11 protein-coding genes and 1 pseudogene are annotated in these 12,612 nt (G+C 64.5%); 7 read left to right on the top strand and 5 right to left on the bottom strand.

Annotation, left to right across the window (positions count from 1 at the left end):
• Positions 1 to 11 precede the first annotated feature (11 nt).
• The 5 genes from AB0F03_RS35330 (at position 12) to AB0F03_RS35310 (ending at position 5,615) form a co-directional block, all read left to right on the top strand.
• Entirely contained in the window at positions 12 to 308 is a 297-nt protein-coding gene (locus tag AB0F03_RS35330) for a hypothetical protein (protein ID WP_361999934.1), read from the top strand.
• Positions 309 to 512: 204 nt separating this feature from the next.
• Entirely contained in the window at positions 513 to 1,784 is a 1,272-nt protein-coding gene (locus AB0F03_RS35325; RefSeq protein WP_361999932.1) for an ATP-binding protein, read from the top strand.
• A gap of 380 nt (positions 1,785 to 2,164) precedes the next feature.
• On the top strand, positions 2,165 to 2,848 hold the full coding sequence (locus tag AB0F03_RS35320) for a DUF6308 family protein (protein ID WP_361999929.1): 684 nt from the start codon (positions 2,165 to 2,167) through the stop codon (positions 2,846 to 2,848).
• Between the two features lie 335 nt (positions 2,849 to 3,183).
• A complete protein-coding gene (locus tag AB0F03_RS35315; protein ID WP_361999926.1) occupies positions 3,184 to 3,354 on the top strand; it encodes a hypothetical protein in 171 nt (56 codons plus the stop codon).
• A gap of 665 nt (positions 3,355 to 4,019) precedes the next feature.
• A complete protein-coding gene (locus tag AB0F03_RS35310; RefSeq protein ID WP_361999924.1) occupies positions 4,020 to 5,615 on the top strand; it encodes a zinc-ribbon domain-containing protein in 1,596 nt (531 codons plus the stop codon).
• A 109-nt stretch (positions 5,616 to 5,724) separates the two neighbouring features.
• Here the strand turns inward: AB0F03_RS35310 and AB0F03_RS35305 are convergent.
• Positions 5,725 to 5,841: pseudogene (locus AB0F03_RS35305) on the bottom strand (lamin tail domain-containing protein); the annotation flags it as partial.
• 361 nt (positions 5,842 to 6,202) lie between these two features.
• Between AB0F03_RS35305 and AB0F03_RS35300 the strand changes: the two are divergent.
• Positions 6,203 to 7,507 (top strand): SidA/IucD/PvdA family monooxygenase, encoded by a 1,305-nt coding sequence (locus AB0F03_RS35300; RefSeq protein WP_361999922.1) that lies wholly within the window; start codon positions 6,203 to 6,205, stop codon positions 7,505 to 7,507.
• Between the two features lie 56 nt (positions 7,508 to 7,563).
• The gene (locus AB0F03_RS35295; protein WP_361999919.1) at positions 7,564 to 7,932 is read left to right on the top strand and encodes a hypothetical protein; all 369 of its coding nucleotides are present in this window, start codon (positions 7,564 to 7,566) and stop codon (positions 7,930 to 7,932) included.
• Positions 7,933 to 9,167: 1,235 nt separating this feature from the next.
• Here the strand turns inward: AB0F03_RS35295 and AB0F03_RS35290 are convergent.
• The 4 genes from AB0F03_RS35290 to AB0F03_RS35275 all read right to left on the bottom strand — a co-directional run bounded on the left by AB0F03_RS35290 (position 9,168) and on the right by AB0F03_RS35275 (position 12,403).
• Positions 9,168 to 9,437 carry a lamin tail domain-containing protein gene (locus AB0F03_RS35290; RefSeq protein ID WP_361999917.1) on the bottom strand — a complete coding sequence of 90 codons (270 nt, stop codon included), beginning with the start codon at positions 9,435 to 9,437 and terminating at the stop codon, positions 9,168 to 9,170.
• A 610-nt stretch (positions 9,438 to 10,047) separates the two neighbouring features.
• Positions 10,048 to 11,541 (bottom strand): UvrD-helicase domain-containing protein, encoded by a 1,494-nt coding sequence (locus AB0F03_RS35285; RefSeq protein WP_361999915.1) that lies wholly within the window; start codon positions 11,539 to 11,541, stop codon positions 10,048 to 10,050.
• Positions 11,538 to 12,017, bottom strand: a complete 480-nt coding sequence (locus AB0F03_RS35280) for a hypothetical protein (protein WP_361999912.1) — start codon at positions 12,015 to 12,017, stop codon at positions 11,538 to 11,540. Before AB0F03_RS35280 ends, AB0F03_RS35285 begins: the two co-directional genes overlap by 4 nt.
• A 2-nt stretch (positions 12,018 to 12,019) precedes the next feature.
• Positions 12,020 to 12,403 (bottom strand): hypothetical protein, encoded by a 384-nt coding sequence (locus AB0F03_RS35275; protein ID WP_361999910.1) that lies wholly within the window; start codon positions 12,401 to 12,403, stop codon positions 12,020 to 12,022.
• Positions 12,404 to 12,612: the final 209 nt, after the last annotated feature.

The raw sequence follows: 12,612 nt of genomic DNA, 5'->3' as shown, positions 1-12,612 counted from the left end.
GAAAGGCCGGCATGGGCGATTGGGACATCATCAGAGCCGAACTTGACGCTGCCGAAAGCGAACAGCGGACCATCTCAGACCTGGCAGCACGAGTTATCGCCACTCAGTTCCACGGCGGACAGTCATCCGCGTTGTACGCCCTCTCCTCCACCGGCACCATCACCGACGGTTGGGACAGCGAAATCCGCACCGCCACCACACACAGCGACGATCACCAAGAACGCCGCGCGTTGGAGGCCCTCGCCACCTACTGCAAACGCCGCCAGGACAAGGGCCGACAACCGAACTGGTCAGCACTACGTTGGTGATCAAGGCCGGGCCCAGGTCTCCCAACGCAGTCGATGCGCCGCCCGGCGCCGCGTGCGACCGGTTCCACCGAACCACAGGCGGGCCGGACCACTGAGCCCCCAACCTCTGGGCACTTCGGGCGGACGCAGTCGTTGCGGTGCCTTCCAGGAACCGGGAAGTCAAATGCGTTGCTGGGAGCCGGGGGCTGCGCTCAAGCTGATTGGATGCATGAACTGCTCACCGCTCCCAGCAGCGAGTTGACCGCCCAGATGGTCAAGGACTTCGTCGAGCTGGGCATCGCGGAGAACCTGACGGTCGAGTACAAGCGCCAGGGCGACAAGCCCATCGAGGCCGTGGCAGCCCTGGCGAACACCTACGGCGGCATCGTGCTGGTCGGCGTCGCCGAAGAGCCGAAGACCGTGCCCAGCGAGGTGGTCGGGGTAACACGGAAAGAAAAGGAGAGCCTGGTCAACCAGCTGGCGACCAAGTTCGATCCGCCGTGGTCGCCCGAGGTCATCGAGGTTCCGCTCGACGACGCCAGCGACAAAGTAGTCCTGGTCATACGGATCAGCCGGGACACGGTGCCCGCCCCGATCGTGCTGGACGGCAGCATCCTGGTGCGGCTGGACGCCCGCAACGTGCACGCCAGCCGCGCCATGATGGCCGCCATGCTCGCACAGGCCACCGACGTGCGGGCCGCGCCGCGGCTCGGCCACGCGATGCGTAGGCCGGACACCCACCGCGTGCCGGTGTCCTCCGGTCCCGACGTTCAGCAGCCCGACCTGATCCTGCGAGCGGTCACCAGCTTCCCCCTGCGCAGCAACGGCCGGCGCAGCCGCGTGGCCACAGGGATGCCGGGGCGGATCACCGCGGCCCTGCAGAAAACGCAACTGGACCCGCTGGTCAACGTGCTGTCCCTGCGTCTGCAGCGCGGGCAGTCCTCGGTGATCACGCCGTGGCAGCTCGCCGGGTCGACCAGCAGCAACGTCGTCCTGGAGCGCTCCGCCCGCGCCGGACAGGAGGGGCACGACAACGCGCGATTGCTGTGCCGGGTCGCGGCCGGGATCGGCAACTCCGGGCTGGAGGTCTGCTGCGACCTGGTGTTCTGGCTGGACGGCATGGTGCTGCCCTGGGGCTTCGTCCAACAATCGCTTATGGAGCTGGTGCCGGCCGCCGCCAACGTGCTGCTGCCCGAGACGGTATCCGCCGTCGTTGGGAATGTGACGCTGCCGCCGCCCGTCGTGGAGATCCACCTGTCCACGCACCGCCACGGGGAGCAGGAACAGCCGATCGAGGGCGTCATCGACGTCACCACCATCGGGGCCCGAGACGACGCCCGCCCCTTCTACAGCTCCGGCGAAGTCCTGGACGAGACGCTGATAGACGGCGACGACTGGGCGCCGGCGATCCTGGACGCGTTCACCGTCATGGCCATGGACTGGGGCTACCCGTCGCCGGTCTTCCTCGACCAGGGACTGTCCCGGCCGCTGCAGTGACGTGTGCCCGCCGCGGCTGACCGCTCCCCGGCGCGCTGCAGCACTCCGGCCTGCTCACTTTGATCGGTACCCGCTGCTGCGCGAGAGCGCCTGGGAGGCGTGAGTGGGCCTCCCGAATCCTCCACGGCCCCAGCCCGCGGGCGTCCTCTCCACCGAAGCGGGGGGTGTTCCGCGGAAACGGCCCAATGTCGGCATCGTCGGCTAACGTTCACCGTGGCATCTTCCGTCCGGCGCACCAGGTCGCCAGCGAGGAAGAAGTCGCTGGTGCTTAAAAGCACGGTGCGGGCGATTCCCAGGGCACCAAGGAATTGGTGCGCCAGTATGGCACCGTCACGTTTTGCACGACGCGTCACCCATAGCCAGAGCAACTGGGGGGTACAATGATTGAACTGACGATCCCAGAGATCTACTGGGACGACGCAGAGGCCGTGCGCCTACTGACCGAATACTTCACCCGTCAGCGCTCGCGCGGCGACCTGTACTACTCCGGCGCGCACTTCGAGCGCCTCGGCGATGGCGGAGATACTCAGCACGTCGCGAACCGCTTCGACAGCAACGACTTGGTGGCCATCACCACGCTCAGCGTCTCTCTCGCGCCGCACGGAGCACTCGACCTGCTGAGCGATCCCCAAGGGCACTGGACACGCCTGCTGTCGCAGATCCCGACCGACGCCCGCCTGGAAGATTCTGCAAGTGACATCCTGATAGCCAAGGGCGGACCCGCATGGGAGCTGTGGGAGCGCCTGGCAGACAGCAAGAAGTATCCGAACAAGCCCGACGGCAGCGGGCCGGTCATCGCGGGCAAGTTGCTGGCCCGCAAGCGCCCCCACCTCATCCCGGTCTACGACATCCGCGTCAAGCAGACCTTCAAGCGGCCGACGACCGACGACTGCTTCTGGGCCGCACTGGCCGCCGCACTCCGGGCGAACGGCGGGGCCTTCCGCGATCAGCTCGTCCGCCTCCGCGACAAGGCAGGCATCGGCGAGGACATCGGCATCCTGCGCGTCTGCGACGTCATCGCCTGGATGTGCCAAGGGGAACAAGACCAGCAGTCGACGATCTGATCCTTCCCAGACCGCAGCCCGAGCCGACCGCTGTGACGCCCCCTACGTCAACTCAGGCCAAACCTTGTCTGCGGCGGCCTCTCAGGGGTGCTCGGCGTAGTGAAAAGAGCCTGTTCAAACATATTTGGGAGCGTCACTGGCCGCCCACGGCAACCGCTGCCCCGGCCTAGCGGGCGTCGCGAGGGCGGGTCTGGCCAGCGCTCCCTGGCAGTTATGGGAAAACGCGTGCGGCGTGGGAGCCCGCCGTGGTCGCAAGCGATCGTTTGCCGGCAAATTCCCGGTTCATAAGACCGATTCACCACATCACTACCGAGAGGACGGACTGAGCCGTGGCTATGACGAGGGAAGAGTTCGATGCGCTGTGCCGCGCGAAGGGCTACACGGACCCGGCTTTGGGCGAGCTGTGGGACATGGACCCAAAGATCGCAGAGATGTCGGTGAGGCTCGGACCGCCGCCGGTTGATTTCAGCGAGGACCTCATCGAAGACGGGGAAGCAGAGGGATAGCTGAGAGAACCCGCGTGCGCGACCGGGTCAAGCAAGCCAAGGTCGATGTCGGCGAGCTCGACCGACCGTTGGTACAACCCTGGCAGCGCCCTGAACGACCTCCTACAGAGGTACCTCGCCAGCCGAATGTCAGCGCCTGTAGTTAGGGTCTCGGCATGTCGCTAGTCATAGATGACGCCACCGGCGGTAGTACCCGGAACCACCGTCCGCAGCAGGTGGCTCGGCTGCAGCCACCGGAACCGCTGAACGTGGGCAGTGGAAGCCGCGAGGACCGACTCCGTATGTCGCAGGTCATGCGGGAGTACTGGAACCAAGCCAACAAGGAACGTGGCCACCGCCTATCAAAGGAGCTGGAGGCGGCTCAGAGCCGCCAAGCCGAGGCGAACTCATTTTGGGACACGCACAAGCAAGCAGTACAAGGCCGGTGGTCCCATCGCACCGGCGGGCGGGGTAAGACGAAGGTTGCAGACATTCCCGAGGTCGCTGTGCAGTGGCATCCGGGTAATCCTGGCCGCCCGACGGATGTCTTGGCCACAGCCCAGAAGGTTGGGGTACCAAGCCCGTACCTATGGCGGTGCCCGCTATACCCCGACGAGCATCCTGCATGGCCGGCTTGGCCGAAAGATCGCGTGCAGGCCGGTGCCGGCTGTCCCGCATGCCGGAAATTGACGAGCCTGGCGGACCTGCCGACCCTGGCAGCCCAGTACATGGGCCTTGAACCACCGGAGACGGTCGCCTACGGCGCCCACACGCGCGTGCCGTGGTTGTGCCGCACCTGGGCGGTCGCCCCCGAGACTGGCCTGTGGGAAAAAGTCGAGCACCGATTCGAGGCGGAGGTCAAGAGTCGCGCGCTGCAGCAGGACGGCTGCCTGGTATGCGCCGGCTACGTCATCGACGCCACGAACAGCTTGCAGCGGTGGTTCCCGAAATTGGCAGAACAACTGGACGATCCTGATCTGGATCCCGCAGTGATGTCCACTACCGCGCACAATGCCTCCCGCCGGACGCAACGCGCGGGCGAGGACGCATATCAGAAGGTGTGGTGGTCCTGCCGCCACGGCCACCGATGGAAGGCCACGGTTTTGAACCGGGTCCGAGGCGAGGACTGCGGGAAGTGCTCTACAGCAGGGATCTCCAAGGAGCAGGTAAGGCTCGCGGCCGAACTCGCCTTCCTCTTCGATCTCCAAGAGCCAAGCGTGCGGGATCCACGGCTGCCCGATGGCGTACCGGACTACGCGTCGCACCAACTGCCGATCCCTCACGGGCTCAAGCCCGCTCAGTGGCGTTACCGCGACGTCGAGGTCGACATCATGCTGCGCCTAACCAGAGTGGGCGTGACCGTTGGAGTGGAGTACGACGGCGCCTTTCACCACAGTTCTGTGCTGCGGCAAGCCCACAATCGCCGCGACGAGCGGGAGAAAAGCGAAGTCCTGGTGAGAGCCGGGCTGCTGGATCTGATGGTGCATGTGCGTCTGGGGGATCTCGAGCCGCTGGAGGGCGAACGCCTCGTGTCTGTTGCCGTCCCCGACCGAGCGGGACCCTGGGAGCAGGCGGGCGCGGTAGCGAAGGCTCTGTGCGAGCGCTTCCCCGGTGCATGCCCAGAACTGGACGCGTACCTCGCCGGGGGTGTGGCGCGTGCCCAGCACCAAGCGGACGCGTACATCACCGCTGTCTGGGGCCAGTTGAAACCGCCGCGCATCCCACGCCCGAGGTCCGAGCCCAAACCCCGCGCTTTGAGGGCAACCGCGCCGGCTGAAGGAAGTTGGCTCACCGCTGTCGAGGCTCCCTACCGCAACCCCGATAAGCCCAGCGAGATCGTCCGCGACTACGAGTGCCGCTGCGGCCAGCGGGTCACACGGGTGCAGGCCCAGGTCACCAGCTCAAACACCAACAGTTGCGGCTGTCGCCGCGCGGAAACCACACGCCGCTCACGTATCCACGTCTCCCCTGACGAGACCAGAGCCGTGCGCGCCTGGGCTCACGAGCACGGGCATCCTGTCGGCAGCGCCGGGCGCGTCCCAGGCCGCTACACCGCCTCCTACCGGCTTGCACACGCAGGCCGCACCGACTTCTTGGGAACCGACAGCCTGCTCACAGAAGCACCCGTCCGAGCCTGGGCCGAGCAGGAAGGACTGCTTGGAGCGCGCAAAAGGATCACAGGCGAGATCTGGCTCCACTACACCGCCCACATCCTGAACAGCGAAACCAGCCAGCCTTCCGAAGCCGTACAACTTCTCTTCTTCCAAGTCGACGTCCCGTAGCTAATGGCCATCAGGCGACCGGTCGCGGCTCGCCACCAGCGCGTGGCCGTGACCCATGGCCCTCGTTTCCAGCCGGATCTTGTGACTTCACTGGGGCCCGTACAGTCCCGCGCAGGGTTGCGGTGTCGGTGGTGTTGTTCCAGACGTAGGCGCGGCGGTCCTGGTAGACGTCGTGGCCGGAGTCGTGGCCGATGCCGGTGTGGACGCGGACAGTGGAGCGGCCGTCCGGCTCCTTCTGTGCACCGCTGACGGTTCTTCATGCAGGCCAGGGAGGGCATTACCTATGAGTCAATGGTGTGCCCGATAGTTGGCGTCGGACTGTCAGCGCGTCGATGGTGACGACGACGTTGATGGATGGCTTTACGCGCGTGCCCCCAGGTGTCGATGACGCCAGCGACGCCAGCGCGGAAATGGTCTACTCCACTCATGCACGAGACGAGGCGGCGCTACTACTTCGACGCTGCAAGCCCTCGTGCTGGCACGCATCGTGAGATGCAATCTCCACCCGCTAGCGGCATCCTGAGAAGAGGAGAGCGACCGTCTGCAACTGACCGTCAGCATCCCTCGGGAAAGTGCGGGGATCAAAAATGACGCTGCAGCATCTCATAGTTCTTGGGGCAGGCCCGAAGGCCGTATCTATAGCGGCGAAGCTAGAGGCTCTTAGGGGATCCGGTTTCACGGTCCCCAAGCTTACGGTTCTGGACCCCAATGGAGTGGCGGCGAACTGGGCAGGCGAAATCCTGGAATACACAGATGGGCGGCAAGACCTCGCAACACCGCCCCTTAAAGACGTTGGCTTCCCCTACCGATCAGACGCATGGGATGCATCGAACGAACGCGTTAACTCAGAAATGCTTTCCTTTAGCTGGCAAGCGTACTTGGTTACAGACCCTTACAGAGGTTCCGAGGATTTTGCGTCTTGGGTAGATCGAGGAATGCATAATCCCATCCTTAAGCAGTGGGCGAATTATCTCTCCTGGGTTGCAGGTAAGGTGCAATTCCCGATAGATAGACGAAGGGTGGTCAAGATCGGAGTAACGGGTCAACTCTGGGATTTAACGGTTGTAGAGGATGACGCCACAAATCAGGGAGACGCTGAACCCGGCAGCGAAGATCATGTCGTAGGGGACGGGTTGGTGATTACAGGCCCCGGGCCAATAACGCCCATGCCTGGATACCATAATTCTCAGCATCCACCTACAATTACTGACGCCAGGAACTTCTGGAAACACTTGAACACAATAGCCTCCCACAGGCGGCAGGTTATCGGTGTCATTGGATCTGGAGGGGCGGCCGCATCGGTGGTGTCGGCGCTACTTGAGTCAACGAAAAGCAACTTCCTCATCCAACTCATAACTCCAGATGGGGTGATCTACTCTAGGGGGGAAAGCTATGACGAAAATCGACATTATTCAGACCCGCGGGCTTGGGATGAATTCAACACCAAAAGCAGGACGAAGTTCCTCGAGCACACTGCTGCGGGAGTGTTTTCTCTGGCCGCTAAGCGGATAATGGATGTTGCACAGAATCTCGACACCATCGCTGGAGAAGTATCCAGGGTAACGTTCATCAATCACAATAAGGGGGCGATGGTCTACCTGAAGGGTGCGCGCCGGAAACACTATGACAAGATTGTAGTGGCGTGGGGTTTTGATGCGATGGATTGGAAAAATTTGCTTGACGGAACTGCCGTGGACCGTATCACTGTCGCGTTGCGTGGCCCCATCAAGCGCGACCTGATAAAGGACAATATCGGAAATCATCTTGAGGTTGAGGGGCTTGCACCTTGGCTCCACTTGCCAATGCTAGCCGACAAGAAAGGGCCGGGATTTTTCGGTCTTATGTGTCTTGGGCTTCTATCGGACCGGATCCTTGAAGCCTATGTGTATTGACTACTTCCCAAAAATGGGTGTAAAATGACACAATTTAGCGTGGTTGGGAGGTCTGCATGCACTCGACGGTAATCTGGGAACCCTCGCATCTCGTGAGAAGACTCGTCGCCTGGCCGGTTTCAATGCTGGCTCACGTCTCGGAGGAGGCGGCAGAACGAGGGCTGTCTTTCAATGACCTAGTCGAGGAGTGCGTGCAGCAGACTGAAGATATTGCTGCGATTCGGCCGGTGTTGGACGACACGGCAGATCCATCGGATGACTCTCGGGCAGATTCCGATGAGGCTGAAGTTGCGGAGCGCACGCTTTTCTGGTCTGATGCAGCCGACGCGAAGGTCTCGCAGATGGAGCGCATACTCGAGGGTAAGTACTCCCCCAACTGGATAATCGCGGCCTGTGTCCGCCATTCTGCGCACGTCAAGTGGTGAACCGGCTAGCTGAGAGTTCATCTTCTTAGTCGCCAGGCCGGCGTGGCGCCTGTCCTTTGGGATCGTCGGCCCACACATTCGTGTGGGAACCCTTGATATTTCTGTCACTCAGATGGACCACGGGCCCATATCGTGGTTCGGGGCTGAAGTCTCGGTAGTTTCCCTCAAGGTCAGTGTTCCAGCTGACTTGTCCTCCTCCTTTTTTGTAAGCCGTCCAATGGTATCCATCGCCGTTGCGAACGGCGCGGATTTCGTCTGCGCCGAAATCCGCAGGATCGAATCCGAAATCGTGAGGATTTGGTCCCTGGTACTCGCTCACCCTAACCACCCTGCCTCGGTGACCGCATACTATTTTCCCAGAGTAACCCCAAAATCAAAAAAGCACCGTCGCGCTGCCATATCTGTATGGCTGCCGCCTTCTATCGCCGCCAGTGCGGCCTCCGGTCACGCCGGCGCGGTGGCGGGGGCTGGGAGACAGGGCAATCAAATCCTGGTGATCAAGTTGGTGCCGAGGCCGTGAGTAGCTGGCTGTTTTCCACCATCAAGCGCTGGTTGACGTTGCAGAGGGCCGTTAGGTCAGCCTCTGTGCGTCGGCTTGCGGCCAGGGCAGTGTGGCGCTGCTTCCGCGTCTGCGGACGACGCCCCGGCAGACAAACGGTCGTGGGCAGGGTGAGTTGCCCGCGGACTCGACGCTGGCGCCGGCGCTAGTCGCAATCCACGGGTTCTACGGCGATCGGCCGCGGGCCGCTGCGGCAGCCTCGGCCCGCAAAGAGGCCGTGCTGGAGGTCGAGAACCGGATGCTCCTCGAACAGAACGCCGTCCTTCCGCATCACATAGCCGGCCAACTCGAATGCGGCTGCGTCCCTGGACATGTCCCGTTCGCCGCACCAGATGTGGAACCGCTTCAGGTGACCGGCATACGTCTTGGTAGTCGACTCAGCCCGGCTGCGGCGAAAACGTAGGTGTCGGAGGTAGTCGTCGATGTCTTCAACGACTTGCAGAGTCGGCCCGGACAACACTGTCTAGTACGCCAGCGGGTCGATGACGTCGACCCGGACGATCTCCGCAGTGGCGGATACCTCGCTGATCACGTACGGAATGTATCCGTTTCATTGCTCTACGTGTGGGTCAATGCTATCTCCACTGCTTTGTCTCACCGGTGACGGATAGCGTCAACGGTATGAGTGAGTCGATGCGGACTACCGGTGCGCAGAAAGGCGGTAGTGGTGGAAAGTTTAGGTGTGACCGGCCCGGTCCGACAGCGTCCAGCCGTCCAGGTTCACGGCCCGGCGAGTGTTGTTGGTGATGTCCACCCATTCGCTGTTCAGAGACCAGATCGAGCGGTCGTCGTGGGCCGGGGAGTCGTTCTGCACGCGGCTGATCTGAACACTGGCGCGGGTGGCGCGGTGGTCGGCCGCGGTGGCGGGCACAGCGATCGCCACGGTGGCGGCCGCGGCGATCAACGCGGCGGCGGTCAGACGGCGGGCAGTCGCAGAGACGGTCACAGGTCCCCCTGCATGGTGCGGACACAACCCCTCTCCGTCGCCATGGGGCCACGTCCGGCGTGTGCAGTGTGCGGTAGCGGCCGGCTGGCCGCGCACCCACGCGTTGTCCACCACGCCAGGCGAATGCGGATGAGAAACGAACCGTGTTCCAGATCGCCCATATCACCTGCACCCTCCACCTACACGGTGAGTGCACCACGTTGACGCGTCTCCGAGCCGACAATCGGTGCGAGCCATGGCAGCGGGCCCAGTACACCGCACCGCGCCACCCCAGGACCGTCCACGCCGTCACCCGAAAGTGAGTAACAACCAGCCAGCGGCCTGCTCGAGTAGGAGTCATGCGGGCCGGCCCGCGGTGCCCGGCGTCGAGGTGCGCACCTCCCGGGCGAGTCTGCGGATGGCCGGGTACGGACGGTGGGCGACTCCGCTGTGACCTGCAATGAGCGCACGGACCGACACGGGCAGTGGGGCGGTCCCGGGCGGAGATGAGGCGAGGCTGCGGGCCAGGGCACCGAAGGCAGCGCGGCGGCTGGCCGCAACGAGGGCCGCTTCTTCGTGGATTCGAGGATCTTCCATGTCCCTTGTGCGGCCGTTGGGCTACCTGTGAGCCCTAATGCAGCCGGCGTGCGGGGGGGCCTCCTGGCAGTGGATTTCCGTCCGGGTGCTGGTCGATCCACGACAGGCCTCCCATGTCCAGACGCTGGCGGGTGCGCGTGACCGCTACGTAGGCGAGGCGGGCCTCGCTGCCATCGATCGGACCGGGAACAGGGCATCCATTTTCATCTGCTTGGTCACTGTCCTTCGGCGGGGTGAAGTCGTTCGCAATCGTCACGCAGGGCCATTCGCGTCCCTTGGCTTTGTGCGCGGTGGAGACGGTCACCTCGGCCTGCTGCTCGGGAGCAAGTCGGGAAAGTGCCTCGAGGATGGCGTCGGTGCCGTGCTTGTCGATGAGGTCGACCAGAGGCTGCAGGTCGCGTCCGGCTGGATCGTGGGCAGCGTAGTCCTGCAGCTCTCCCCAAGTTGGGAAGAGAAGGAGTTCGGGGTGGCTGGTGCGGCGGCCTTCTTTCAGGTCGCGGGCGGCCAGCGCAAGGGCCCGCAGGCTTTCACCTCCGCCAGCCAAAGTCACCCGGCGTCCCGCAGAAATCAGGGCCATGACCTGGGCCATGGCACCGACGTTGGTACGGCACAGAACCGCGTCAGGGCAGGCGACGGGGCCGAGTTCGGTGGGCACGGTCGGCGTGCCGGTCAGGCGGATGGGGGCGCCTGCGATGCGCAGCCAGCGGTTGGCTTCCTGGGCGAGGTGGGGGCCGAAGCGGAAGGACTGGGACAGGGCCAGGTGGGTGCCGTCGAAGCCGGTCATGACGTCCTTGGCGCCGCGCCAGTGGTAGATGGCCTGGGCCGAGTCGCCGACCATGACCAGTTGGGTGTGGCTGCGCTGGTCGAGGAAGATCTGTTCGACGACGGGGTTGGTGTCCTGGGCTTCGTCCAGGAGGAGGAAGTCGGCGGGGAGTTTGGGCCGGGTGAGGGCCCAGATTTTCAGGTAGTGGTCGTGGTCGAAGCGGACGCAGCCGTCGTCCGGGTTTTGCAGGTCGCTCCAGGCTTTGCGGGCGATGGGGACGATGTGGTCGGCGAGTTCGGCGTGCAGGTCTTTGTCTTCCAGGCCGCGTAGGTGCGGGACGTGGTGGCGGGTGATCTCCTCGTCGGCGGTGTGGCAGAAGCGGGCCACGGTGCGCAGGGTGGTGTTGGAGAGGGTTTTTTGTGACAGGTCGCGGTCGCCGATGCGGATGTCTTTGGTGATGCCGAGGGTGTGGCCGGTATGCCAGGCGGGGCGGCGGGGTGCGTTCAGGCGGCGGGCGTAGTGGTGGCCGATGGCGGCGTAGGCGAGGGCGTGGGCGGTCTTGCATTGGACGTTGGCGGGGAAGCGGGTGGTGGCGTCCTGGGCGATGGCGCGGTTGTAGGCAAGGTAGCGGCCGCGGCGTTTGGTGGCGCGGGCAAGCAGGGCCAGGGTGGTGGTCTTGCCTGTGCCCGCGCCGGCCTGCAGGGCCAGGTGGTCGCCGGCGTTGAAGGCGTCGGCTGCTGCGGTCTGTTCGGCGGTGGGGTTCATGGCGTGGGTCCTTCGGGGAGCCGGGTGAGCGCGTGTCCGACGGCGGACAGCAGGTACGCGGGGGTGGTGTGAGCGAGGAGCTGGCGCACTGCCTTATCGAGGCCGTCGGTCTCCTGGGAAGCATGTTCGGCGAGGGCTCGGTGGAGGGCCGCTTCGATGAAGCGCTCGGGTTTTTGTCCTGCGCGGCGCGCTGCGTTCTCCAGGACGGACTGGGTGGCTGGCGAGAAGGCGGCGCTGAGCAGGATCTGCCCGTTTGCGTCCGGGTAGGGGGTAGTGATCACGTCGATGGGCAGCCCGACGGTCTGAAGGCGGCGGCGCAGACGGTGGGCGGCTCGGCCCGGGGTTCTCGCACCAATGAGGGCCACCAGGCGGGTGGCGTCGTGGTTGGCCGCGAGCGGCCAGGTGCGGGTGGCGTGGTGGAGTTCGTCCGTCGTAAGGAGCCTGGTGAGCAGGATTTCCAGGGCGTGGTGCGGCATCGTCACCCGTTCCGGGGATGACTGGCCAGGGTGTGGGGCAGACGGGCGCGGATGTGGGCCGCGTGCAGAAGAGGGTCGAAGATTTGCCAGCCGGCCAGAGCGAGATCGGCGGCGCCGTCGGCTACGGAATGCCCGGCGCAGCGCTGGGTGCGCCAGCGTGTCTGTTCGGTGTAGGGCAGGTGGCTGAGGTCGTAGACGGCCATCAGGGTGTCGAGCAATGCAAGTTGGCGACGTTGGGGTCCGGTGGGCAGCAGTCGCCAGGCTCCATGGGGGCCGGTGGGAGCGAGGACGGAATTCGTGCAGCGGTGACGGTGGCGGGTCTGGGCCACGCAGCGGATGTGCTCGAGCGGGCTGTCGGCGAGATAGCGGCTCAGGAGCATCTGCACGATGGGGCGGGCGGGCTCGGAGGCGCTGGCAGCGGGTGCGTTATCGGTGCGCGGGGCGGGGGCGAACGTGCCGGTGTCGATCAGGCGGCGGGTTCGGACGGCGAGGTGGCGGCGTAGGCGGTGTCTTCAATTGTCACGCCCACATCAGGAGCGAGGCGAGTGTGACGGCTGCTTGGTAGGACTCGGCGGTCTTGTCGTATCGGGTCGCG

Origin of the sequence: Streptomyces sp. NPDC028722 (assembly GCF_040637655.1) — a bacterium.
Classification (GTDB): domain Bacteria; phylum Actinomycetota; class Actinomycetes; order Streptomycetales; family Streptomycetaceae; genus Streptomyces.
The sequence above is the reverse complement of the archived record's forward strand: the minus strand, read 5'-3'. Positions and strand labels throughout refer to the sequence as shown.

What these genes read in the sequence shown, in the direction of transcription:
- AB0F03_RS35330 (WP_361999934.1), top strand. Translation starts at nt 12, where the DNA reads ATGGGCGATTGGGACATCATCAGAGCCGAACTTGACGCTGCCGAAAGC.
- AB0F03_RS35325 (WP_361999932.1), top strand. Translation starts at nt 513, where the DNA reads ATGCATGAACTGCTCACCGCTCCCAGCAGCGAGTTGACCGCCCAGATG.
- AB0F03_RS35320 (WP_361999929.1), top strand. Translation starts at nt 2,165, where the DNA reads ATGATTGAACTGACGATCCCAGAGATCTACTGGGACGACGCAGAGGCC.
- AB0F03_RS35315 (WP_361999926.1), top strand. Translation starts at nt 3,184, where the DNA reads ATGACGAGGGAAGAGTTCGATGCGCTGTGCCGCGCGAAGGGCTACACG.
- AB0F03_RS35300 (WP_361999922.1), top strand. Translation starts at nt 6,203, where the DNA reads ATGACGCTGCAGCATCTCATAGTTCTTGGGGCAGGCCCGAAGGCCGTA.
- AB0F03_RS35295 (WP_361999919.1), top strand. Translation starts at nt 7,564, where the DNA reads ATGCACTCGACGGTAATCTGGGAACCCTCGCATCTCGTGAGAAGACTC.
- AB0F03_RS35285 (WP_361999915.1), bottom strand. Translation starts at nt 11,541, where the DNA reads ATGAACCCCACCGCCGAACAGACCGCAGCAGCCGACGCCTTCAACGCC.
- AB0F03_RS35280 (WP_361999912.1), bottom strand. Translation starts at nt 12,017, where the DNA reads ATGCCGCACCACGCCCTGGAAATCCTGCTCACCAGGCTCCTTACGACG.